Source organism: Bacillus sp. REN16, assembly GCF_020731355.1.
GTDB lineage: Bacteria > Bacillota > Bacilli > Bacillales > Bacillaceae_L > Ferdinandcohnia.
Window position 1 is genome coordinate 254,620 of the sequence record NZ_JAJFZK010000001.1, and the last position, 23,227, is coordinate 277,846.

A 23,227-nucleotide genomic window follows, 5' to 3' on the forward strand; every position below is an offset into this window, starting at 1 on the left:
AGCAGTACTTTTTTTGGTTAATTTCCAGTTATCACTATCAATCTAGGGCATCCTCTATGTTAAAATTAAAGTTTTCAACGAGCTTGAAGAAAGACGTACGGAGCTTGAACGTAGGTGTTATTAGCCACGTTCAGGAATTAAGGGCCAGATTGCCCAAACGCTTAATTGTTGAACCAGCTAAACCATTTGCAAGAGGACATTTTTTAGATTGGAAACTTTATAAGAAAATAGAAAAAAAGGCCACAATGGCCTTTTTTTCTGTCTAGCTCCAGGCGCCATCGGCTCGAGGTCACAAGCCAATCGCTTCGGAAGGCAAAGAGAGCCTTCTGTCAGCACTTGTCTTTTGCATGTCGCCGATAGCCGATAGGCAGGCGCCTTGCGCTTTTCCAACTATGCATTCGCTTTTATGAGTTGGTCTGCAAAATCTTCATCATTTGTATTTGTAGCATTTAGGCCATTATTTGTACAGATAAAATCTCCTGTATTAAATGAGCCTGATCCTGAATATGTTTTAGCCGAATCCTTTGGTGAAACATAGAAGGAGTCACCAAAATTCACAACCCCACCACCGACACTGTTTATTTTAATGGGTCCAACTACTGAAGGCATACTAGTTCATCCTTTAAAAGTTCTTTTTATTTTTAATCATATGAGTAAAATAGGCATTTCGTTACTTATTGTGTTTCGATTTTTCATCAAGCAGCTTTCGGATATGCTTTACCTTTGATTCGGCGTGAATTGTTTCAGTTGAACCTATCTGTACAACAGCAGATGACGATACACCATTCACTCGGATGGAATCCACTTTAATAATAGGGTTTTGATTAAATACATTCATATTAACCGTTTCTGTTACCTTCACTTTTGGCAATTCCCTAGAGAAAATCGGATATTTGGAAAAGTCTCCTTCATTCGTAAAGAACACAGGAACCTCTCTTTGTACGGCAAGTGCCTGGGAAACAGGGGTGATTTTTTTTGAATCACCGACTTCTAGAATGCCACTAAAAGATAATGAATTGATCTTAATAAAGTCAACAACTGAAATCCTTTGCATCCTCCATCACCCTTGAGGCGCCAATGGAACAAATGGCCCGATAATAAGTGATTCAGCTGGTGTATCAAAGGCAGAGGCCATCGAAATTGTTTTTGCATCTCCAATAATAAATACTGATGATGTGGATACACCAACAATATCCACATGACCAACATGGATTTCCTTATTTACAACTGTAAAGTTCACGTATCTTTCCCTTCTTTCATGTTTTCTGGGAGATTATTGAGATATGCTGTGATAGAATTTTGAATATCTAATTTTAATCTATCAACTGTCGCTTCAAATATATCATGTAACCGTGCAGGATCCTGAAGCTCAGCTTGCTTTTGTTCTAGGTAAAAGATAATTCGCTCATTGATTTGCTTCTGGATGTCTTCCACAATAAATTGGACATGTTCAACTGGTAGGGACGATCTCTCATTTGTTAACATGTTTTGAATATAAACGGAACATTCATTATTTAAGTATGCATCGATCTCATTCTGAATACGATGGACGAGGTCCTTGTGGGAATGTCTCACCTCAGGTATATTCATCTTACTTTGTGAAACTGCAAAATCTTCAATCTGTTCACCGTTCGTAGGGTTTAATCCAATGTTTAATGTACCTTCCAATGTCTCTACCTTCAGTTGATCAAATTTATATTCGATTTTATCGATATGGGTTGTTGGTTTGTTCTTGATTTCCTTAAGTTCTTTTTCAATATTTTCGAGGATTTTTTCCAAATGTGAAATTCGTGTATTTTGCTGTTCAATATAATAATGAAGGCTCCGAACATAAACAGTTATATCATAAGGATATGAGTACATAAGCATTCACCCTTTCCGTAAAGCTGGTATATTACCTTATGCATGAACGGTAAAATGGGTGAATGCCTAGATTAAGAAGGTGAAACTAATGGAACAGCATGAGTATCAAGGGTTGATGTTTGATTTCCGATTTGAGGGGCTGGTTCAGTAAAGCCCCCAGTATTATGAAGATGGGCAGATGGTTTGATCAGGCCAGCACTGCCAATTTGCAAAACAGATGAATTACTAACACTGCCGACCCGTAAGGTTTGAATACAAATACTTTGGTTAATATAAAAATTCATGTTTGCACCACTCCTTATGCATTACCAACAATTACTTGGTCAATTTTATCTGTATCGTAAGTGTTAGTGACACTTTGATTATTGTAAACTGAAAGTCCATCCCCTGTATTAAATGAGCCTGCACCTGCAAATGTCTTTGCTGTGCTGGACGGGGAAATTTGAAAGACATCACCAATATTCATGACACTGCTATTTCCAATACTATTTACTTTTATAGCTCCTACGATTGCTGGCATACAAAAACACCCTTTTACAAACAAGTTACCGATTTTTTTAAAAGAGATATCAATCAATCAGTAAAAGAACAGTTTTTTTATTCTATGAATAATGCCCAGAAGATGTGATTTATCCATAGGGGTACATGTGAAATTGAGATTAGTATTTTAAAAATTACCTAGTGTTTCCAATTCAATTCTCTTATAATCGAAATAGGAAAATGTTAAGGAGTTGTATGCATGGGTAATAATCAATTAAATCCTGTAATGGGAGCAGAGCGAATTCATTCCATCGATGTGATTCGGGGGCTGGCGATATTCGGTATTTTTTTCGTAAATATGCCTTCGTTTTTTTCTCCGGTTCTGTATTTAAATTCAAACACATGGTGGAACGGGGATTTAAATCAATGGACATATTGGATTGTCGACATTTTTGCACAAGCCAGTTTTTATACTCTGTTTTCGTTTCTTTTCGGATTTGGTATGGTCCTGTTTAAGGAAAGAGCGGTAGCGAAAGGATATTCATTTTATCCATTAATTACAAGAAGATTAATCGTGCTTTTGCTGTTTGGGTGTTTACATGCGTTTTTTGTGTGGCATGGCGATATATTAATTACATATGCTATTGCGGGGGCAATTTTGCTATTATTTCATAAGGCAAAACCGCTCACTTTACTAATTTGGGCATTGGTACTTATCTTTGTACCAAACCTTTTTCTTGGTGGAATGATGTTTCTAGCCTTAATGTTCGAACCAGAATTAGGTGCTGTCATGTTTAATGAGCAACTGGCTCTAAAATCCGCAGAAATTTATGCGACAGGTGGATTCTGGGAAATTACGATTCAGAGATTCCATGATTGGTATTATGTAAATAATGCCTCCATGATCTTTGCATTAACCGTTACATTGTTGCCGATGTTTCTTCTGGGAGCCTTCATCGCTAAGAAGAAATGGTTTGAAGGAAGAGAGGAGGATCTAAAGAAAGTAAAAATTTTATGGCTGATTTCTCTAGTAATTGGGGTTCCAATGAAATTACTTCCATATTATACATCGAAGAATGCTGCGACTGAATATTTACAGGATACGATCGGTGGACCTGGCACATCCATATTATATGCCACATCAATTGTCCTGATAATGAGACTTCCTTTATGGAAGAAATTGCTCTCACCGCTCGCGTTGGTTGGGCGCCTTTCATTAAGCAATTATTTATTCCAATCGATTGTTTGCACGCTATTGTTTTATGGATATGGTTTTGGATTATATGGAAAAGTTGAACTTTATATAGGATTCCTTCTTACGATAGCTATTTTCATTATTCAAATTCTGTTAAGCTCTCTATGGTTAAAAAAATTCAGGTTTGGTCCATTCGAATGGGTTTGGAGAACATTCACCTATGCCCAAAAGGTGGATATACGGAAAAAGACTATTCGTTAATTCGAATAGTCTTTTTAGTTCACCATTTTTAGCTTTTTCTGTTTGTTTTTTTGATAAATATTTAATAATTGGTCTAATTCCTGACTACACTTTACTGTCTCCCAAGCAGTAAAGCCATGCCTATCGGCTAAAGTAGTCATTTTACGGCGCTTTAATTCAATTGCAATTTTCAACATGAACATTTTCATTTCTCCATTTTTTTTAAGTCGCTTACTATCCGTAACATAGACTAAAGTAGTATATACAATGTTTGTACTATTATTATACCTACCCTTACAAAGATTAAAACAAGTTCGATAAAACCTCTTAAAATGTTACAAAATAATACAATCTTCTACAAAATGTCGAAGAAGGAAATTCGTAACCTTAAGTAGAATGTAATAAGAGATTATATAAGAGGTGATGATAATGAGGTTTGTAACAGCTGAAAAGAATGGAAAACAATTTATCGGGTTGGTAAACGAAAAGCAAGATCATGTTGTCGATCTAAAGGCTGTTGAAATGCAAATGGACGAGATAATTAGCATACCAGAAACAATGATGGAAGCCATTGCCATGGGGGAAAAGTTTCTAGAGAGGGTACATCAAATTACAGAATGGACACTAAAACATTCAGAATCAGACGGCATATATCCAATTGAGGATATTACATTAAAAGCACCAATTCCAAAACCAAGCAAAAATATTTTTTGTGTTGGCAAAAATTATGCAGACCATGTGATTGAAATGGGCAGTGCTAAGGATATCCCTGAGCATGTCATGATGTTCACAAAGGCACCAACGACAGTTGTGGGTCCTGATGCTATCGTAATGAATCATAAAAAAATTACGGAGCAACTGGATTACGAAGGGGAATTGGCAGTTGTAATCGGGAAAGTTGGTCGTGGAATCAAAGAAAGTGAAGCTTTGGAATATGTATTTGGGTATACAATCGTGAACGATATTACTGCACGTGATATACAATCAAGACATAAACAATTTTTCCTTGGAAAAAGCTTAGATACTACGTGTCCAATGGGGCCAACGCTTGTACATAAATCTCTAATTCCATATCCAAGTCAATTATCCGTATTAACTGAAGTAAATGGGGAGGTTCGGCAGGCAGGGAACACAAGTCAGTTTATATTCCCGATAGAAAAAATTATTTCGGTGATTTCTCAAGGAATGACATTAGAGCCTGGTGATATTATCGCAACAGGTACACCAGCAGGAGTAGGAAAAGGCTTTAATCCGCCGCGCTATTTAAAGGCTGGGGATATTATAGAAATTACGATTGATGTGCTTGGTACATTAAGAAATAAAATCGAGGAATAAAAAGAAATGCATAAGGCGCCTGAAGCCATTCATTGAAGTTCGATCCGTCACAAAAACGCCATAATTACTATGCCAACAGTGAAAAAGGACTGATTGAATCTTTTTATTTTCAACATAAACATGCTATGATTATCCATGAATGAAAAAGAAAAAGGAGGAAGTAGTACATGACAGTAAATACTCATGCACATATTACTTCTTGGGTAGTTGCTATTATTCTATTTGTTATAGCAGCAACAATCCTGAATAAGGCCGGAAAAGAAAAATCCCAAAAAATTGTTAAAATGACTTTGCGTTTATTTTATTTATTCATTTTAGCTACAGGTTTCCTACTTTTATTTGGAGGCGTAGTAATTGATGGTGAATACATAGGTAAAGCCATTCTTGGCATATTAACAATTGGATTTATGGAAATGATTTTGGCACGTTCTAGTAAAGGAAAATCAACTGGATTATTCTGGGCATTGTTTGTCATTGTCTTAGTTTTAACCATTGCGCTAGGTGCGAAACTTCCACTTGGTCTATGGCGTTTCTAAAAAAATGTGAAAAAGCTACCTTTCAAGGTAGTTTTTTCTTTTTTTTCTGTGTTTTTCGACATGAAATTATGCTATCTTTATGAATAGATACATACTTCATGAGTAAAAAGAGTGGTGAATCTCGTATTGAGAACCTATAGCTTCTTATTTAAACAGTTGAAAGATATCAATGAAATAATAGAGCAACACCAACTTACGATCGAAAAACATAAAAATATTGAAGCCTATTATGAAAAAAAGGCCGAGGAAAAGATTGCATGCCTTGCCTATTATGATGCAGAAACCGGTTTGCCGAATCGTTTGCATTTTACAAAGCAAGTAGAGGATTTTGTGCAACGGTATTCAAAGAAAAAGAAGCATAATAAATTAGCTGTGCTATTTGTTGATCTTGACAGATTTAAAATGATAAATGATACGGTTGGGCATTATGCGGGGGATATTATACTTAAGGAACTTGCAAAACGAATTCAACTGCTGCTTCCTAAAAAGAGTTATCACGCCAGATTTAGTGGTGATAAATTTACGATTTTGATAACCGAGGATGTTGAAGTTGAAAAGATCGTTGATCTTGGTCAGACATTATTGCATGAAATTGCGAAACCCATTATGTATGAAGCACGTGAATTTTTTTTAACCGGAAGCATAGGGGGTAGTTTTTACCCGAATGACGGGATTACTACTGAGTTACTATTTAAACATGCCGATACGGCTATGAACCTTGCAAAACAGCAGGGTGGCAATAAAATGAAATTCTATTCAACAGAAATGAATCAGCAAGTATTGTATAAGCTTGAGCTTGAGGGCTATTTACGAAGAGCTCTTGAAAAGAAAGAATTTCATTTATGCTTTCAACCGTTAATTGATCTAGCTTCAGGTGAGGTCTACGGCAGCGAAGCTTTAATACGTTGGGAGCATCCAAAGCTAGGGCTCGTCTCACCCGGGGAGTTTATCCCTTTGGCAGAGGAAACAGGCCTTATTCATGAGATTGGCAAATGGGTCTTGAAAAAGGCCTGTCAGGAGAACAAGAGATGGCATGATATGGGATATGATTACTTAACCATTTCCGTTAATGTATCAGCAAACCAATTCCAACAGATTAGCTTTATTGATGAGGTGAAAGAGGTTTTATTCGAAACAGGTCTTCCACCGCAATATTTAACACTTGAGCTTACCGAGGGAGTAATGCTTAGAAATATTACCCATAGTGTTATTGTGATGAAAGAACTCCAAAAGCTCGGTGTCAAGGTGTCCATAGATGATTTTGGAACGGGCTATTCATCATTAAGTTATCTCAAGGATTTACCAATTAATACGTTAAAAATTGACCAAACTTTTATTAATAATCTTAAGGTAAATACCACTGATATCGCGATTGTGAAGGCGATCATTACGATGGGACATGGCCTTTCAGTGAAAGTGGTCGCTGAAGGTGTTGAAACCAATGAGCAAATTGCATTATTAAAGGAACTTCAATGTCATTATGCTCAAGGGTTCTACATTGATCGTCCAATGAAAAGTGAGGATTTCGAAGAGGGTTTGGCAAAGCTAAAAGCATTGTAAAAATAAAAGGGCTGTTCAAATATGAACAGCCCTAACTTACAATGTCAAGTTCCATGCGCCTTGCACTTTTCTTATTTGCAAATGGTTGATAGAATTGCCCTCTTTCCATTTGCTAAAGTAAATTCAAATCGATCTTTTTTTAGTTTTCCGCGTGAAAAATGGTGGTGAACAGATAATAGCATTTCGGTATTATCAAACGTGATAAAATTAACACCTTCATTTTCATCCTTTTCATCTTGATACATTAATTGATTATGACAATGTAAACAATCATATAAGGAAAACGAAAGCTTATTTAAAGTAGACGTAAAGCGCAAAAATTGATCCTCCGAAAAGCCTTCAAGCCATTCTTTATAAGCAAGGCTTAATTTCTTACGAAAACGGAGGCAATCCCCATTATCGAGCTTATAAAAATATCCGCTCATTTGGATAAGTCCATCTTCCACAAAAATACCTTTTTCCCATTTATTTAGAGTGAAAACTTCAACTTCTTTGCCAATCATTTCTTCTAGCATGGATGCTTCATCTGTTTCAGCATCAAAGAAGATCCATTGGTCATTTATGGATTCTGTTGTACCTGTAATAAAAGAGCGTTTTTGTTCAGCTATGCTGCCAAGACGTTGTTGTAGATCCAAAGCAAATCCTCCATCCATCGGTGCAGTTTATTTGAAAGTAGTATTATCCTCTTTTTAGACAAAAGAACAGAAATTTATAACAAGGATTTTGGTGAGTTTGTACCTGGATTTTAGGGAAGGATTGAAACAACAAATAACAGCCTGAACTTTTTCAGGCTGTTATGTTTGCATGTTCAGTTGGTGTAACAAACGATTTTTTCACCCATGCTCGGGAACGCCATCTCCACAGCATAACGACACCGCGGACCCATTCATCGACAATAAAAGAAATCCAAACTCCAACTAATCCGAGTTCAAAGTGTATGCCGAGCACATACGCAATCGGTACACAAATACCCCACATCGATAGGATTCCCATATAAACCGGTAATTTAACATCGCCTGCTGCCCTTAATGCATTTATTAATACAAGATTAAAAGCTCGACCTGGTTCAAGAATGATGGTTAAAAGGATGAGGATACCACCTGTTTCTATAATCTCTTGATTATCCGTAAAGATTGATAAAAGAGGATCCTTAAAGAATGAAAATACAATAGCCATTGCTGCCGAAATGATAACCGCGAGCTTTAAGCTTTTTAATGCCCTCTTAAAAGCATCATTAATTTGACGTGCTCCAATCATCTGTCCAACTAAAATCTGTGTCCCTTGACTTATCGCGATGCTAAAAAGGAAAATGAACATCATTAGGTTCTGGGCATAAACCTTCGTCGTCAAAGCCTGAGTTCCCATGATTGTAATAAAATAAGTAATAAACATCTGTGATGAGTTATAGGAAAGCTGTTCTCCAGCTGATGGAATACCAATTTTAAGCAGATTTTGAAGATGGACTTTCGGTAAACGGAATATCTTTTTAAATGGAAGTCCGTGACTCACTCGTTTGATTAAAAGATAGGTGATAATCAGTAAGCCTACTAATCTACTAAATGATGTTGATATTGCAACCCCTTCAACCCCTAGAACCGGTAAACCAAACGGACCAAAGATAAAAATGTAATTTCCGATGACGTTCAGGATATTCATTCCAATTGTGACGTACATCGTGTCTCTCGTAAAACCATAGCTTCGGATGACTGCCCCAATTGTCATGATTAGTGCTTGAAGAAAGGAAAAAACACCTACGATTTTAAGATAGCTATTCGCCTCGTCTAATAATTCAACAGGCAAGTCCATTAGAAGCAGAAGCTTTTTGCTCCAAATAAAAACGACAAGACTTAGTATAAGTCCGAATACAAGGTTTGCAAAGATAGAGACCACTGCAACCTCAGCAGCACTTTTTTCGTTATTAGCACCGAAATGCTGGGCCACTAAAACAGCCGTACCGGTTGCAACGAACCCAAACATAACAATAATTAATGATAAGATTTGGTTAGAGACCCCAACGGCTGCAACTGAATTATCAGAATACAAACTGAGCATTAAGGTATCGGCATTTCCCATTAACATATGTAACAGTAATTCAATGAAGATGGGCCATGTTAACGCAAACAATGTTAATTTTTTTGTATTTATAGAAGTTCCCAAGCTGTCAACTCCCTTTATTTCTTTAATGCAAAACTACATTAGTTTATCACAGATTGTTGAAAGAAAGAATAGGCACTTTTAAAGAAATAAGGATTATTAAATTGGTCGAAAAATATGTACAAAATATGAACAAACACTTGTTATATTTGACTTATGAGAAGGGAAAAGGTTACTTTAAAGATTGAAAGAACTAAGAGGATAGGAGTTTCGTGATGAAGAAAAAGATCTGTATAGTGGCTTTACTGATTCCATTGTTACTTTTGTCGGGCATTCCCGCTTTGGCTGCTGACAATCGACCAATAGAGGAAGAAAGTATTTATTACATAATGGTGGATCGTTTTAATAATGCTGATAGTGCAAATGATTTTGCAGTGGACCTTACGAATCCCAATGCCTATTATGGGGGAGACATCCCAGGGATCATAAGTCGGCTTGATTACTTGAAGGATATGGGATTTACGTCAATTTTATTATCACCAATATTTGAAAATGAGGCGGATACTTTTTATCCGTATGTGGTAAAAGACAGACGTGCAATCAATACACATTATGGGACTTCTGAAGATTTAAAAGAGCTTGTAAAAGAAGCGCATGACAAAGGGATAAAAATTATTCTTGATCTCGGAATCACTTCAAATGAGACTTTAAATGATGAGATTGTTGAAGATACCAAATGGTGGATTCAAGAGACAGATATTGATGGATATAAGCTTGATCTTGTTGATGGAGTTACACCCCAATTTATCACTACATTATCAAGCGAACTGAAATCAGAGAAAGAAAATTTTTTAGTGATTGGACAACCTGTTGGTGGCGATAACCTGCATGAGTTTGAAGCAGCGGGACTTGATTCTGTGTTTAACACGGTACCTTATGAAGGAATCACAAGCTTTAGTGCGCCAGACCAAACCTTTACTGATTTCGAAAATATTTGGGAACAAGCACGTGGTTTTGAAAATCCGAATTCGTTACTTAATTTCTTCGATAATCCGAATACGGTTCGATTCACTTATCTGGCTACAGAAGCTAATGAGCATCCAGCACCACGCCTAAAGGCAGCAATGACATATTTGTATACAACACCTGGAATCCCAGTCATTTTCTATGGAACAGAAATTGCTTTAAATGGCACGGAGATACCTGACAACCTCGGTTTAATGGACTTTCGAACAGACAAAGAGCTTGTTGACTATATTACATTGCTCGCTAAGATCAGATCGGGTGTACCTGCTTTAACAAAAGGAACAGTCGAATTGGTCAAAAATGATGCAGGAATGCTCGTTTTTAAACGGGAATATGAGGGAGAAACAGCATTTGTTGCAATTAATAATACAACGAAAACACAAAGTTTTACTTTAACGTCTGACCAAGTTGGGGAAGATAAGGAATTATTTGGATTGATTACAGAGGATCTTTTTCGTTCAACCGATGATGAATTTCATCTTGTTGTCAATCGTGATATCTCGGAAGTGTTTGTGGCTCGGGACACGACAAAAATTAATTATACATTATTCATTGCGGTATTTATTGTACCGGTGTTAATGATTGGATTCATTTTGCTTAATAAAAAAAGTCATGGTAATAAAGAAACTGAATAAACAGTAAAGCATCATCCAATGTAAAGGATGATGCTTTTTACTTTTACCCGTTTACAATTTCCCCGCCATTCACGTGAAGAATCTGCCCAGACATATAGGAGGAGTCATCACTAGCAAGGAAAATATAGCTTGGTGCCACTTCCTCCGGTTGTCCTGGTCGTTTCATTGGTGTTGTTGAGCCGAATTTCGCAACTTGGTCACTTGTAAAGGTAGAAGGAATAAGCGGTGTCCAAATCGGCCCGGGAGCGACTGCATTTACGCGAATTCCTTTTCCAACCAATTGCAAGGAGAGTGACCTTGTAAACGAAACGACTGCACCTTTTGTTGATGAATAATCAATGAGCTGCTCATTTCCTTTATAGGCTGTAACAGATGCCGTATTGATGATGGAACTTCCCTGCTTTAAGTGAGGAAGTGCTGCCTTTGTTAAGTAAAAATAAGAAAAAATATTGGTTCTGAATGTTTTTTCCAGCTGTTCAGCTGTGATGTTCGAGATACTTTTTTGGGGATGCTGTTCGGCTGCATTATTAACTAAAATATCTAATTGTCCAAACGTATCAACCGTTTTCTTCACAATCTCTTTACAGAATTCTTCATTTCCAATATCCCCGGAAAGAAGTAAGCATTTTTGTCCTTCCTCTTCAACCTGATGCTTCGTTTCCTTAGCATCCTCATGCTCTTCCAAATAAACGATGACCACATTTGCGCCTTCTTTCGCATAATGAATCGCGACGGCTTTTCCAATTCCACTATCCCCACCAGTAATAATAGCAACCTTATTTTTTAACTTATTGCTGCCTTGATAGGAATGATCCTCTGAGACTGGTCTTGGTACCATTTCAGTCTCAGTTCCAGGCTGGTGATTTTGATGCTGCGCTGGCAAAATATTTTTCCCTTTACTATTTGACAATAATAACACCCCTTTAAAGTATTAATGTACGTTACTTACTTTTTAATAAAATGCGTTTGAATATACCTATTCGTTAATTATTAAGTAATTATAAAAAATCAATAAGCCCGACAAAACTTCCTTTATAATGGAAATAGATAGAAAGAGGGGTTATCCATGGAAAGACCTGAAAAAATTCTACTTGTTGAAGATGATAAGGAAATCGCCCGTATTGTTTGTGATCATTTACGGAAAGAAGGCTATTTCGTAACATGGGCTTCTACGGGAAAAGAAGGCTGGGAGGATTTTAAAGGTGATCATTTTGACCTTGCTTTAATAGATTTAATGCTCCCGGAAATGGATGGGTATACATTATGTAAAACCATTCGAGTGGAAAGCGAAATTCCACTCCTCATTTTAAGTGCACGAAATGAGGATGAAAGTAAAATAAGAGGATTGAATCTTGGAGCTGATGACTACATCACAAAGCCATTTAGTCTTGAGGAACTGAGTGCGAGAATCAGCTCTCATTTAAGACGGTTCAGAAGATATAACAAAAAGACATCAAATGAAAATCGAATCAACTATATGAATGGATTAACAATTGATTTTACGAATGAGCTTGTGTATCTGAATGGCGGCGTTGTACAAATAAGTTCCAAAGAAAAGGAATTATTGTTTTTGTTAGCGAAAAATCCATTGCAAACTTTTTCAAAAACAGAAATTTATGTGCATATTTGGCAGCAGGAGGATGTGGATGGCAATAATACGGTCACGGTTCATATAAAAAGTTTACGTTCGAAATTAGGGGATGATACACGCTCCGCAAAGTTTATTCAAACGGTTTGGGGTGTCGGCTATCGTTTTATAGGAGAACAAAGCGTATGAAAATCAAACAATGGCTGATGGTTAGCTTTTTTATCGTGATGTTGCTTCCTGTGGTCGCGCTTTATTTCCTCTATGTCAGTATAAGTAATCTCGATGAGAGCCAAGCATTTGTTGAGTTTGTTGAGATGAACAATAAAATGGAGGAGATAGAACCAAAGCTTTTGAATCCAAAATTTTATAAACTCCAACCGAAAGAACAGTTTGCGGATATTCAAGCATTAGAGAATGAATCAATCAAGATAACATTATACCGCCCTGATGGCGTTGTTGTTTATTCTAGTTTACCAGGTCAAGGTTCATATGGATTTTCAACAATAAATATTGATCAAGTGTACAGAAATCTAAATGAGATTCAAAAGAACTCCCGTACCTACACACTAAAAAAGACTGTGGTTAATAATGGTGATGTCCTTGGAATTTTTGAAATTTCGATTGCAAGAGAGGATTGGATAGAAGGGGTAAACAATCGCTACATGTATTTGGGTGTGTACTTCAGTATCTTCGTTATCCTACTCTATATCGTTGTAGTGATTCTATTAAATCGAAAATTAAATCGACCATTAAGCCACTTGCAGGCGCAAATGACGGCTTTTGCAAATGGGGATAAACTGCCAAATCAGATTTGTGATTCAAAAGATGAAATAGGGGAGTTAATCAAACATTTTTGGAAAATGAAAGAACAGATTGAACAAACACAAGCGGCTCTTGTTGTTCAACAAAAGGAAAAAGAATTCATTGTCGCCTCATTATCACATGATCTAAAAACGCCATTAACGGTTATTCGTGCATATACCGAGGCTTTGCAGAATGATAAAACTCTTTCAGAACAAGAGAAGGCCGAATATAATGACATTTTATTTGAGAAGCTTGAATACATGAAACGAATGCTTGATGACTTGACAATACACACGGCATTACAATCCTCTACACAACAAACTGAGCTGGTGGAAGTAGACGGGGAAGAATATTTTGACATGCTGATATCAGGATATGACGAACCTTGTAATCGAAAAGGGATTTCACTGCATGTAGATCAATCAGTAAAAGAAACCTATAAGGTCGATCCAAAGCATATGGTGAGAATTGTAGATAACATCATGGGGAATGCGATTAGGCATACGGAAAAAGGGAATCGGATTTGGCTAGCTGCTATTTCAAGTAATACAAAACTACCTGACTGGGTATTTAAAAACTTTTTTGAAGACGTAGAGGTCTGGAGAAAAGAAGGTACTGTTATCCTAATTCAAAATGAAGGAAATGGAATTCCTAATGAACAACTGGACAAAGTTTTTCAGCCTTTTTATCAGGCAGAAGGTGCAAGGAACAATGGCGGCAGTTCAGGGCTTGGATTGAGTATTGCAAAATTGTTAATGGAACAACAAAATGGAAAAATCAGAATCTGGTCAGCAGAAAAAGAAGGAACATTACTTGCTTGCTGGCTTGAGGAAAGTAGGGAGTAAAGTGAGAAAATATCTATTCATGTTAACTGCAATTCTAATAATGGGCTTTTTATCGGGCTGTAAGGGGGATATGGCTGTGTCATCTGAAGAAATCATATCAAATGTCTTGTCTGCTAAGGAAAGCAAGCTTTCATATTATGGAGAAGGTGTCATGAAACTTACAACAAATGGAGAGGTCACCCAAGACGCGAGTTTTAAAGAGTATGTGGCAGAGGATGGTAAACGGAAAATCATGACCACAGATCTTACTAGCAATCTTGAATCCTATGCGTTAAATGATGGGAAACAGGTTCTTTCCTATGAACCAGAAAGTGAAACGGCTTTTAGCATTGACTTGTCGGAGGAAGGATTACCTGTATTCGCTGCATCACCTAAAGAACAACTAATGATGATGTTAGACACAATCAAAGAAACCCATGATTATGAAATTGTCGGTGAAGAAAAAATGTTAGAATTAAATGTCTATCATTTAAAAGCCACCCCAAATACAGACTCCAGTTTTTTAGGTGATTTTGAATTATGGATTGATCAAAAGACATGGTTTATGGTGAAGCTCATATCTGAAGTGGGGGATGCAAAATCTGAAGTTGAATATAAAGCCCTTGATTTTTCACCAGATTTTAAGGAGGATACTTTTACTTTAGATATACCTGAACATGTAACGATTAACTCTATTGATTCAGAGCTTGAGCCTAACTATGGATCATTAGAAGAGGCACAAACAGCTTTGGATCAGCCATTCCTGGTTTTTACAGGTGAAGACATTACAGTTGAGAATGTGGAGATTGACATTCTTCAGGGTATAATCAACCGCCCGGAGATCACTGTCTATTATTTAAATGAAGGGATCCCTTCCTTATTAGTTTCAATATTCCCGACTCCAGAGGAAGCAGGAACGGAAATTAAACCTGGAAAGTGGCAAGTTCGTGGTCAAGGTGCAGAATTTGATGATTTTATTGATGCTTTAAGCTGGGATGAGAATGGTCTGCGCTATACAATTTTGATCCAAAACCCGGACCTTGAAATGGAAGAAGTACTTGAAATGACGGAGCGTATGGTACTGAATAATGAAATGTAGGTGGAAATGATGCTGCCAAATTGGTATGAGATTGGATTATATATTTTAGTAGGCTTAGGGATCCAATTAATCGGAATGATAGTTGAGAAGGTAAATAAAAGATTGGGATCCTCGATTGAAATCATTCTAGCCCTCCTTGCAATTGGGTTTGTCTTTTATCAAGTTCCATTTATGGATGGTTTTATCTATATTGCGTTCATATCAAGCGGATATTTCCTAGCAATTTCTTTGACTACCGGCTATGAGAAACGAATTGAGCTCCAAGAGGAATTACGTCAGAATAAAGTAGAAAAAATCTCTTTAGGACGTGATTTTAAACGGATTGCATCTGATATATTTATAACCGGATTTGTCGTAATTGGTGCAATTCTATTCTACATTTTTGGTCCAGAGTATAGTCTATTAAAATATATTATCGTCTTTGGACTTGTAAGCACTGGAACAGAAGTAATAAAGCGAATCGGTATTTATGCAACTGTTAATGTTTTTTATGACAAAGAAGAAAAACAACTATATTTGGTATCATACTTTGAATCTCGAAAAATTCCAATTGAAGATTTAGAGGATGTGAAACTTGAAACAAATGTAGACCTGTTGAAGCTCCATCCATTATTAACGATGTTTTCGTCAAACGCAGATTTTACTACGAGCTTTCGGACAGTTTTACGGCTTTATATGCCAGGTGAGACGGTTTATATAACCATTCGTGAAGCAGAAAAATGGAAAAGTATTATTGATGAAAAGATAAATGTTGAGGAAAAAGTGATGGAACTAAACGAGGTCCTACCGTTTTGGCATCGGAAAAATATAAAACGATTAATCGGAAAGCTCTATTTCGCATCAACGGTAAAAGGTGTATCTGCCTATACGGGATTACTTCTACTTCTATATTACTTTGAAGTACCGTCTTGGATCATGGTCACTGTCGCATTAGCATTTTGGGGCTTCAACCTTTATATATCTGACCAAGTTTTAAAGGTGGCAATGGATGCTGAGGAGACCCAAAACCTGGAATTAATTCAACTTTCACAGCGAGTTTTTGAAAAAGCCGGTATTCCAAATGTCCGTGTGTATGAAACAGAAAGTACAGAGTATAACGGCCTTGCGACAGGTATGAATATTGGAAAATCGATGGTAACAATTACAACTGCTACATTAAAGTTGCCGGTTGAGGCAATTGAGGGAATCCTCGCACATGAAGCCATTCATGTGAAAAAGCGGGATGTGCTCTGGGGGCAGCTTTGGAGATTCGTATATTTGATACTTGTGTTCGGTATAGTTTTATTGATTCAAAAATATATAACCAACATTGAAGAATATAAAATCCCACTTTTTTTAACAATATGGTTTTTAATGATTATATTCCCAATCATCCAATCTTTTAGTTCACAATGGATGGAAGTCCGGGCGGATCACCTGGGAGCATCCTTGCTTAGTGGTGGTAGTAAGCAAATGTCGAGCAGTTTAATCACTTTATCGGAAAAACAGGATGAGGCAATTAATAAATCACTTTCATATAGTACGGTTATTAAAGAAGAGAAAGATGTGGCAAAGTCATCGATTGAACGGGATTCTTTAATATGGAGATTTATTGAATTTCAGTTCATGCTTCATCCACCAATGTACTGGAGAGTCCAAACCTTAAAAGAAAATAATGAAGGTTGGGGGAAAAGAATACGAAATCGTTGGATGGTCGATAGAGTGAAGGAGTCAATATTGAGATAGAAGGTGAGAAAGTGAAATTGGCGAAAGTTTTATTTGTTATTGGTGCAGTTGTTTTCCCTTTAGGAATATTTTTGTCGTCATATAGCCCTGTGGGAGTGGTTTTAGCAATTGCAGGAGGACTAACCGTATTCTTTTGTACACCGGCAATACAATCATAGAAAGGAGTTGGAAAAATGGACTTCTTAAGTGTAAATGATTGGATCACCCCAACAAATCCGTATGCATCACTATTTTTTGGATTGCTGTTTACGATAGTTGTTGGAGTGGTTGTCTGGCTAGATACAAGGAAATTAAAAAACCTTCTCATTGTGTTACTAACAGGGAGTATCGTATCGATTGTAGGGGTAATTATATTGCAGGCTGTTGGGTTTTACTAAGCTTTTGTCCGAAGACTTTCCTATGGGGGGGGTCTTTTGTTTGTTTAATGTATTATATTTCGCATTTGATATATTTGATTTTCTATATTATTACAATTTTGTAACCATAAATGATGTTTATGTCATATCGTTTTCCAAAATCATCCAAAGGCCTAATCATAAATGATGTTTATGCTATGGGGTTATCCATAATTATCCAAAAGTCTAACAATAAATGATGTTTATGCCATTAGGTTTGCCATAATTACCCAAAACCCTAACCGTAAATAATGATTATGTCATTATAATCCCCACAATTTTCCAAAACCCAATCATTTTTGTGAAACATGGAAAAAATTCATATCAACAAAGTTTGATAAATTAAAAGGAAATCCATTCAATTCAAAGAAATAGATAATAGGAAAAAATTTAGCTGGAGGTTAATATGGATATACAGATAAGGCCTGCAAATGAAGAGGACGCACTACATCTAATCGAACATACCAAAATCGTTCTGAATGAGTCGACATATATGTTAACTTCTCCTGAGGAATTTAATATCACAGTTGAGGCAGAGGAGAAATGGATAGAGGGATATTCGAAACCAGGGAATTTAATCATTGTAGCAGATATTGACGGTAAAATTGTCGGTAGTTTAAGCTTCCAGACCTCAAAAAGGAAGCGGCTTTCTCATTTAGGGTATTTTGGGATAAGTATTCAAGAGGCATACTGCAATAAAGGTATTGGAAGCAAACTAATGGAATATTTACTTGAGTGGGCACGAACAGAACCTGGTCTCGAGAAAGTATGTCTAGAAGTCTTCTCCCATAATAAAATAGCAATCCACTTATATAAAAAATTTGGGTTCATAGAGGAAGGACGAAAAGTTAAATTCGTTAAATTTAGTGATACACATTATGAAGATGAAATCATCATGTATAAATTTGTAAAATAAGCATCGTTCTATGATACGATAGTAGAAACGACATGAGGAGGGGTATTGTGCAGTTAACAATTTATTTAGCTGGGCAAATTCATGACAATTGGCGGGAGGAAATTAAAGACAAGGCTAAGTCACGTAACCGTTGAAACAGTTGACCAAGCATTAGACGTGTTGAGTTAGATATTTGAATAAATAAAAATGCAGCGGGCTTACTTTTTCCGCTGCATTCTTTTTAACGATAATTAATAAACTGAACATCAATCGGTAAATCTGCTTCGCGAATTGCATTAATAATTTGTTGTAGGTCGTCTCTGCTTTTAGCAGTTACACGAACTTGATCGTCCTGAACCTGGCTTTTTACCTTAAGTCCGCTATTTTTAATGATCGTATTAATTTTCTTCGCGTTCTCTTTGTCAATTCCTTGGATCAGTTTCGCACGTTGACGAACGGTTCCTCCAGATGCATTTTCAATTTTTCCATAATCAATATTACGTGTTGCTATCCCACGCTTAATCATTTTACTTATTAGGACATCCTTCAATTGCTCAAGCTTGTACTCATCATCTGATACTAAGACCAGTTCCTCCTTATCAAGTGAAATGTCACTTTTACTGCCTTTAAAATCATAGCGAGTTTGGATCTCTTTTTTTGCAATACTGATTGCATTTGTTACTTCAGGCAAATCAACCTTTGACACAATATCGAATGAACTTTCCTTTGCCATTTGCCAACCTCCAAAAAAGTATATTTGCCTTGATTATAGACAATCTTAGCAATTTGAACAACTTTTTCCAAAACTATACTAGTAATTTGGAGTCTTAACGGTCTATACTATGTAATGACCATTAAGTAACATAAGAAAGAGGGCTTTAATAAATGAATGCATTAGAACCAGGTACGGTTGTCACATTACGTGTAGATAGAGATGCCCCGTTTGGCTATTTTTTAACAAACGGTGAAGAAGATGTTTTGCTTCATACAAATGAAATTATAGATGGCTTTGACCCTGATGAGGACGTAACTGTTTTTCTTTTTCAAGACCATCAGGGAAGACTTTCAGCTTCCATGGCAATACCGACTGTTCAAATCGGTTCTTATGATTGGGCTGAGGTAGTTGAAATCAAACATGAGCTAGGAGCTTTTGTAAATATTGGGATTAACAAAGATATTCTTGTTTCAAAGGACGATTTACATGAAGTTTGGGACCTTTGGCCGGAGCCTGGTGACAGATTGTATGTAACTCTACGAACAGACAAAAATGGCCGGCTTTTTGGTAAGCTAGCAACAGAAGACGTCATTCGTTCGATTTCAAAACCAGCTACAAGAAAAGATTTTAATAAAAATATAACAGGGACCATTTATCGATTATTAATGGTCGGTTCATTTATGATTTCAGAGGAAGGCTTCATTGGATTTATTCATGAAAGTCAACGGACAAGGGAGCCAAGAGTTGGTGAAAAGGTCCAAGGCAGAATTATTGATGTTAAGGAAGATGGTTCCGTAAATGTATCCTTACTTGGTAGAGGTCATGAAATCATGGGAGATGATGCTGATAAAATTTATCAGTATATGGAAGGCCGTGGGGGAGCAATGCCATATGGGGATAAAAGCAGCCCGGAAGACATTACTGCCAGATTTGAGATGAGTAAAGCTTCATTCAAACGGGCACTTGGAAAGCTAATGAAAGAAGGAAAAGTATACCAAGAAGAAGGCTGGACCTATTTCAAAAAAGAATAGTAAAGGAAAACGCATCGGTTCTAAAAAGACCGATGCGTTTGCTTTTACAAATGATCTGTTTTCTTTGAGTATTGATGTTTGCCAGCCTGACGATTTTTTTCTCTCATCATATTTTTTTCATGTCGTAATGCGTTGTTATCTTGAGCCTTTTTATCATTATCACTAGTTCTCGGCATAATTGAACACTCCCTTCAATCACTTCAGAATTAGGATATCCAGTCGTTTTTCAAACTATGTAAAATTAGCTATTTGGCATTTTGTTTAAAAAGAAGATCGCAATGGTTCCAGGTCCTGCATGTGAACCTATCCCAGCACCAATAGCATTAATGAAAAATGATTTACAACCGAGTTTTTCCTCAAATACCTTTTTCAACTCAAGTACTTCACTTTCGACATCTCCGTGGCTAATACCAATTGTCTGTTTTGATAAATCCACACCGCGCTCTTCCATAAGCTCAACAATACGTTTATACACTTTCTTTTTTCCGCGAATTTTTTCAAGAGGTATTAGCTTTCCATCTTCTACATTTAATAGAGGCTTAATATTTAATAATCCTCCGACAAAGGCTGAAGTTTTACTAATACGTCCCCCGCGAGCTAAATATTCGAGATCATCAACTGTAAATAGATGCTCCATATGAGTACTATAGAAATTCGCAAGATGAACGATTTCATCCTTTGACGCACCTTTGGCGGCTAGCTCAGCAGCTGCTTTCACAACTAGGCCTTGTCCAAGTGAAGCACATTTTGTGTCAATAATTGTTAAATCAAGGTCAGGATATTCTTCTTTTACCTCTTCGCTCATCATTACAGCTGTTTGGTAGGTACCCGATAATTGTGATGAAAAGGCAATGTATACAGCAGATTGCTTTTCTTTTGCAATTTCAGTAAAGGCATCCTTAAAGCGGTGAGGAGGAACTTGGGATGTTTTCGGAGAACTCCCATTTCGCATCGCTTCAAACACTTTTGCGGGCTCAATCGTAGCAATATCTTCATAATCTTGCCCATCTAGATGAACTCCTAAGGAGAATAAGGTTACATTGTTTTCTTCAAAAAATTGAAGTGGTAGGTCACTACCGCTATCAGTAAGAATTCTAACGGTCAAAAGTCTCACCTTCTCTTTTCATGGTCAGGTTATTAAATCAAATGCGCCATGGCGTATTTGCGCCCGATTTTTTTCGAGCAAGCTCGAAAAGATTCCTCTGAAAAATCGTGGCATCCGCCGGAGGCTTTAGTTTTATTCAGATGGGTTTTGCTGAATGAAACTAAAAACATGCCTAGTGTAAGTGTATCGAGTATTGGATAAAATTACAACAAGTGTGGGAAAATTTTGTATGAGAACTTATTTACTATCAGGATTGAAAAATGTTGTTCCAGGAGGACTATGTAAATGGTGTTTGGAGAAGTAAAAAAAGTAATTATCGTAATGTTGGGTGCATTGCTAAATGCAGTAGCCTTAAATTTATTTTTAATTCCAGCAGATGTTTATTCATCAGGATTTACTGGTGTATCACAGCTATTGTTTAGAATTTTAGGTGATTACACACCATTGCATGTTTCAACAGGAGTTATTTTACTTTTATTAAACATTCCAGTTGCTATTTTAGGATGGAAAAAGGTAGGAAAGTCATTTACCCTGTATAGCTTTGTCTCTGTTGCCCTGACTTCATTATTCTTAACGATTATTCCACTTGAACGTATTTCCGATGATATTTTACTTAATGCTGTATTTGGTGCTGTTATTCAAGCAATTGGAATCGGCTTAACCTTGAAATGGGGTGCTTCAACAGGCGGACTGGATATTATTGCCCTCGTATTATCAAGGTCAAAGGACAAGCCAATCGGAACCTATATTTTTACACTAAATGGGCTTATCATTCTTACTGCAGGTTTCTTATTTGGATGGGAAAAGGCTTTGTACACACTCGTTGCACTATATGTTTTAACAAGGGTTATTGATACGGTCCATACAAGCCATGTAAAGGTTTCTGCGATGATTGTAACGAAAAAAGCAGATGAATTGAAAAGTGCGATCCATTCCAAGTTAGTAAGAGGAATTACGGTGATTCCAGCAAAAGGAGCCTTTTCGAGTGAACCAAAGGATATGCTGATGATCGTTTTAACAAGATATGAATTATTTGACTTGGAGCGAATTATCAAGGAAGTTGATCCTCATGCTTTTACAAATATTGTGCAAACGGTTGGTGTATATGGATTATTTCGCAAAGAATAGTAACTTTTTTATGTATCCTTCGACAAATACTATAAAGGGGTGACAAACATGAGAAGATGGCTTCTAGTAGCCTTAGTATTTGTAATGAGTTTATTTATCATGTCAGGATGTGGTACTTCTACAACTGACGAAGCTCTTCCAGTGAATTCGGGGAGCGGTGAAAAAGTAGAAACAGAAACGCCGCCAGAACAAGAAAGCGTAGAACCTGGAGGTGATGTAAACTTGGTTGAAAAACTACAAACAAACCTATCAATTGAAACAGGGGAAAATGAAGCAACCTTCACGATTTCATTAAAAAATACAAACGACAATTCCGTAAAAGTGACGATACCAGGAGGTCAAAAATATGAAATTGTTGTGACAGATGCAAATGGTAAGGAAGTTTACCGCTATTCTATTGATAAAATGTTTATCCAATCCATAGAAGAAATGGAGCTAAAACCAGGTGAAGAAAAAGTCTGGGAAGAACCATGGGATTATACTTCAAATGATGGAACGAGACTTGCACCGGGGGAATATAAAGCGACTATATTCTCAACGGCTTTTGAAGTAAATGGACAGGAAATAGAGGAAAATGTATTACAGGCTGAAGAAAATTTTACAATTCCTGATGAAGGGAATACAGCATTCCGAAAAGTTCAAGTACTTGGAGAAAATGGAGAATATACAGTAACCGGGGAAGTACGAGTGTTTGAAGCAACATTCTTCTATTCTGTTGAGGATGGACATGACTATGTGATTCCTGAAACTGTTCAAAACGCTTCTGAAGGTGCACCAGCATGGGCCCCATTTGAAATTAAGATCTCAATTCCAAAGGATAAAATTCCAACAAATGGAGCGTTAATTCTCCACTTATACGAAAGAAGTGCAAAGGATGGTTCGATTACGAATCTTTATCATGCAAAACTTCAACAGTTCCAATAATAAAGTGGAAGGGTCAGACATTATGTCTGA

General features: G+C 36.8%; 28 protein-coding genes and 1 pseudogene. 16 read left to right on the forward strand and 13 right to left on the reverse strand.

The window, feature by feature from the left end:
• Positions 1-101 precede the first annotated feature (101 nt).
• Positions 102-266, forward strand: a pseudogene (locus LKW28_RS01130) (hypothetical protein); the annotation flags it as partial.
• Between the two features lie 124 nt (positions 267-390).
• Here LKW28_RS01130 and LKW28_RS01135 read toward each other — a convergent pair.
• The 6 genes from LKW28_RS01135 to LKW28_RS01160 all read right to left on the reverse strand — a co-directional run bounded on the left by LKW28_RS01135 (position 391) and on the right by LKW28_RS01160 (position 2,383).
• Positions 391-609, reverse strand: a complete 219-nt coding sequence (locus LKW28_RS01135; protein WP_229138501.1) for a spore germination protein — start codon at positions 607-609, stop codon at positions 391-393.
• A gap of 61 nt (positions 610-670) precedes the next feature.
• Positions 671-1,054, reverse strand: a complete 384-nt coding sequence (locus tag LKW28_RS01140; protein WP_229138502.1) for a spore germination protein GerPE — start codon at positions 1,052-1,054, stop codon at positions 671-673.
• A 6-nt stretch (positions 1,055-1,060) separates the two neighbouring features.
• Positions 1,061-1,240: a spore gernimation protein GerPD gene (locus tag LKW28_RS01145; RefSeq protein WP_229138503.1), complete on the reverse strand. Its 180-nt coding sequence runs from the start codon at positions 1,238-1,240 to the stop codon at positions 1,061-1,063.
• Positions 1,237-1,863: a spore germination protein GerPC gene (gene gerPC / locus LKW28_RS01150; RefSeq protein ID WP_229138504.1), complete on the reverse strand. Its 627-nt coding sequence runs from the start codon at positions 1,861-1,863 to the stop codon at positions 1,237-1,239. Before gerPC ends, LKW28_RS01145 begins: the two co-directional genes overlap by 4 nt.
• 71 nt (positions 1,864-1,934) lie before the next feature.
• Positions 1,935-2,147, reverse strand: a complete 213-nt coding sequence (locus LKW28_RS01155; RefSeq protein ID WP_229138505.1) for a spore germination protein GerPB — start codon at positions 2,145-2,147, stop codon at positions 1,935-1,937.
• A 14-nt stretch (positions 2,148-2,161) separates the two neighbouring features.
• On the reverse strand, positions 2,162-2,383 hold the full coding sequence (locus tag LKW28_RS01160) for a spore germination protein (protein WP_229138506.1): 222 nt from the start codon (positions 2,381-2,383) through the stop codon (positions 2,162-2,164).
• Between the two features lie 219 nt (positions 2,384-2,602).
• On the opposite strand from LKW28_RS01160, the gene LKW28_RS01165 reads away from it, so the two are divergent.
• Positions 2,603-3,799: a DUF418 domain-containing protein gene (locus LKW28_RS01165; protein WP_229138507.1), complete on the forward strand. Its 1,197-nt coding sequence runs from the start codon at positions 2,603-2,605 to the stop codon at positions 3,797-3,799.
• 14 nt (positions 3,800-3,813) lie between these two features.
• Here LKW28_RS01165 and LKW28_RS01170 read toward each other — a convergent pair whose 3' ends face one another.
• Positions 3,814-3,981, reverse strand: coding sequence for an aspartyl-phosphate phosphatase Spo0E family protein (locus LKW28_RS01170; RefSeq protein ID WP_229138508.1), 168 nt, complete (start codon positions 3,979-3,981; stop codon positions 3,814-3,816).
• A gap of 226 nt (positions 3,982-4,207) precedes the next feature.
• Here LKW28_RS01170 and LKW28_RS01175 point away from each other — a divergent pair, with 226 nt between their 5' ends.
• The 3 genes from LKW28_RS01175 (at position 4,208) to LKW28_RS01185 (ending at position 7,209) form a co-directional block, all read left to right on the forward strand.
• Entirely contained in the window at positions 4,208-5,113 is a 906-nt protein-coding gene (locus LKW28_RS01175; protein WP_229138509.1) for a fumarylacetoacetate hydrolase family protein, read from the forward strand.
• 167 nt (positions 5,114-5,280) lie between these two features.
• On the forward strand, positions 5,281-5,649 hold the full coding sequence (locus LKW28_RS01180; protein WP_229138510.1) for a YisL family protein: 369 nt from the start codon (positions 5,281-5,283) through the stop codon (positions 5,647-5,649).
• A gap of 111 nt (positions 5,650-5,760) precedes the next feature.
• Positions 5,761-7,209: a putative bifunctional diguanylate cyclase/phosphodiesterase gene (locus LKW28_RS01185; protein WP_229138511.1), complete on the forward strand. Its 1,449-nt coding sequence runs from the start codon at positions 5,761-5,763 to the stop codon at positions 7,207-7,209.
• A 71-nt stretch (positions 7,210-7,280) separates the two neighbouring features.
• Here the strand turns inward: LKW28_RS01185 and LKW28_RS01190 are convergent, their stop codons facing one another.
• Together LKW28_RS01190 and LKW28_RS01195 are read right to left on the reverse strand one after the other, a co-directional pair.
• Positions 7,281-7,844: a DUF2777 domain-containing protein gene (locus LKW28_RS01190; RefSeq protein ID WP_229138512.1), complete on the reverse strand. Its 564-nt coding sequence runs from the start codon at positions 7,842-7,844 to the stop codon at positions 7,281-7,283.
• 151 nt (positions 7,845-7,995) lie between these two features.
• Positions 7,996-9,366: an MATE family efflux transporter gene (locus LKW28_RS01195; protein WP_229138513.1), complete on the reverse strand. Its 1,371-nt coding sequence runs from the start codon at positions 9,364-9,366 to the stop codon at positions 7,996-7,998.
• Positions 9,367-9,578: 212 nt separating this feature from the next.
• On the opposite strand from LKW28_RS01195, the gene LKW28_RS01200 reads away from it, so the two are divergent.
• A complete protein-coding gene (locus LKW28_RS01200) occupies positions 9,579-10,964 on the forward strand; it encodes an alpha-amylase family glycosyl hydrolase (protein WP_229138514.1) in 1,386 nt (461 codons plus the stop codon).
• Positions 10,965-11,007: 43 nt separating this feature from the next.
• On the opposite strand, the gene LKW28_RS01205 is transcribed toward LKW28_RS01200, so the two are convergent.
• On the reverse strand, positions 11,008-11,874 hold the full coding sequence (locus LKW28_RS01205) for an SDR family oxidoreductase (RefSeq protein ID WP_229138515.1): 867 nt from the start codon (positions 11,872-11,874) through the stop codon (positions 11,008-11,010).
• A gap of 156 nt (positions 11,875-12,030) precedes the next feature.
• On the opposite strand from LKW28_RS01205, the gene LKW28_RS01210 reads away from it, so the two are divergent.
• From LKW28_RS01210 to LKW28_RS01240, 7 genes are all read left to right on the forward strand, one after another.
• Positions 12,031-12,741, forward strand: coding sequence for a response regulator transcription factor (locus tag LKW28_RS01210; RefSeq protein ID WP_229138516.1), 711 nt, complete (start codon positions 12,031-12,033; stop codon positions 12,739-12,741).
• A complete protein-coding gene (locus LKW28_RS01215) occupies positions 12,738-14,201 on the forward strand; it encodes a HAMP domain-containing sensor histidine kinase (protein ID WP_229138517.1) in 1,464 nt (487 codons plus the stop codon). The genes LKW28_RS01210 and LKW28_RS01215 overlap by 4 nt, the downstream gene beginning before the upstream one ends.
• 1 nt (position 14,202) lies before the next feature.
• Positions 14,203-15,279: a LolA family protein gene (locus LKW28_RS01220; protein ID WP_229138518.1), complete on the forward strand. Its 1,077-nt coding sequence runs from the start codon at positions 14,203-14,205 to the stop codon at positions 15,277-15,279.
• A gap of 9 nt (positions 15,280-15,288) precedes the next feature.
• Positions 15,289-17,004 carry a M56 family metallopeptidase gene (locus LKW28_RS01225; RefSeq protein WP_229138519.1) on the forward strand — a complete coding sequence of 572 codons (1,716 nt, stop codon included), beginning with the start codon at positions 15,289-15,291 and terminating at the stop codon, positions 17,002-17,004.
• 173 nt (positions 17,005-17,177) lie between these two features.
• Positions 17,178-17,381 carry a hypothetical protein gene (locus LKW28_RS01230; protein WP_229138520.1) on the forward strand — a complete coding sequence of 68 codons (204 nt, stop codon included), beginning with the start codon at positions 17,178-17,180 and terminating at the stop codon, positions 17,379-17,381.
• A 424-nt stretch (positions 17,382-17,805) separates the two neighbouring features.
• Positions 17,806-18,315: a GNAT family N-acetyltransferase gene (locus LKW28_RS01235; protein ID WP_229138521.1), complete on the forward strand. Its 510-nt coding sequence runs from the start codon at positions 17,806-17,808 to the stop codon at positions 18,313-18,315.
• A 32-nt stretch (positions 18,316-18,347) separates the two neighbouring features.
• Positions 18,348-18,449 carry a YtoQ family protein gene (locus LKW28_RS01240; protein ID WP_229138522.1) on the forward strand — a complete coding sequence of 34 codons (102 nt, stop codon included), beginning with the start codon at positions 18,348-18,350 and terminating at the stop codon, positions 18,447-18,449.
• Positions 18,450-18,535: 86 nt separating this feature from the next.
• On the opposite strand, the gene LKW28_RS01245 is transcribed toward LKW28_RS01240, so the two are convergent.
• Positions 18,536-19,027: a YajQ family cyclic di-GMP-binding protein gene (locus LKW28_RS01245; RefSeq protein WP_229138523.1), complete on the reverse strand. Its 492-nt coding sequence runs from the start codon at positions 19,025-19,027 to the stop codon at positions 18,536-18,538.
• Positions 19,028-19,179: 152 nt separating this feature from the next.
• On the opposite strand from LKW28_RS01245, the gene LKW28_RS01250 reads away from it, so the two are divergent.
• Entirely contained in the window at positions 19,180-20,040 is an 861-nt protein-coding gene (locus LKW28_RS01250; protein WP_229138524.1) for a S1 RNA-binding domain-containing protein, read from the forward strand.
• Between the two features lie 44 nt (positions 20,041-20,084).
• Here LKW28_RS01250 and LKW28_RS01255 read toward each other — a convergent pair whose 3' ends face one another.
• Positions 20,085-20,216 carry a DUF3941 domain-containing protein gene (locus LKW28_RS01255; RefSeq protein ID WP_229138525.1) on the reverse strand — a complete coding sequence of 44 codons (132 nt, stop codon included), beginning with the start codon at positions 20,214-20,216 and terminating at the stop codon, positions 20,085-20,087.
• Positions 20,217-20,281: 65 nt separating this feature from the next.
• On the reverse strand, positions 20,282-21,145 hold the full coding sequence (locus tag LKW28_RS01260) for a DegV family protein (protein ID WP_229138526.1): 864 nt from the start codon (positions 21,143-21,145) through the stop codon (positions 20,282-20,284).
• Between the two features lie 285 nt (positions 21,146-21,430).
• Here LKW28_RS01260 and LKW28_RS01265 point away from each other — a divergent pair, with 285 nt between their 5' ends.
• The gene (locus tag LKW28_RS01265) at positions 21,431-22,273 is read left to right on the forward strand and encodes a YitT family protein (protein WP_229138527.1); all 843 of its coding nucleotides are present in this window, start codon (positions 21,431-21,433) and stop codon (positions 22,271-22,273) included.
• Positions 22,274-22,321: 48 nt separating this feature from the next.
• Positions 22,322-23,197: a BsuPI-related putative proteinase inhibitor gene (locus LKW28_RS01270; RefSeq protein WP_229138528.1), complete on the forward strand. Its 876-nt coding sequence runs from the start codon at positions 22,322-22,324 to the stop codon at positions 23,195-23,197.
• The last annotated feature ends 30 nt before the right edge of the window (positions 23,198-23,227 follow it).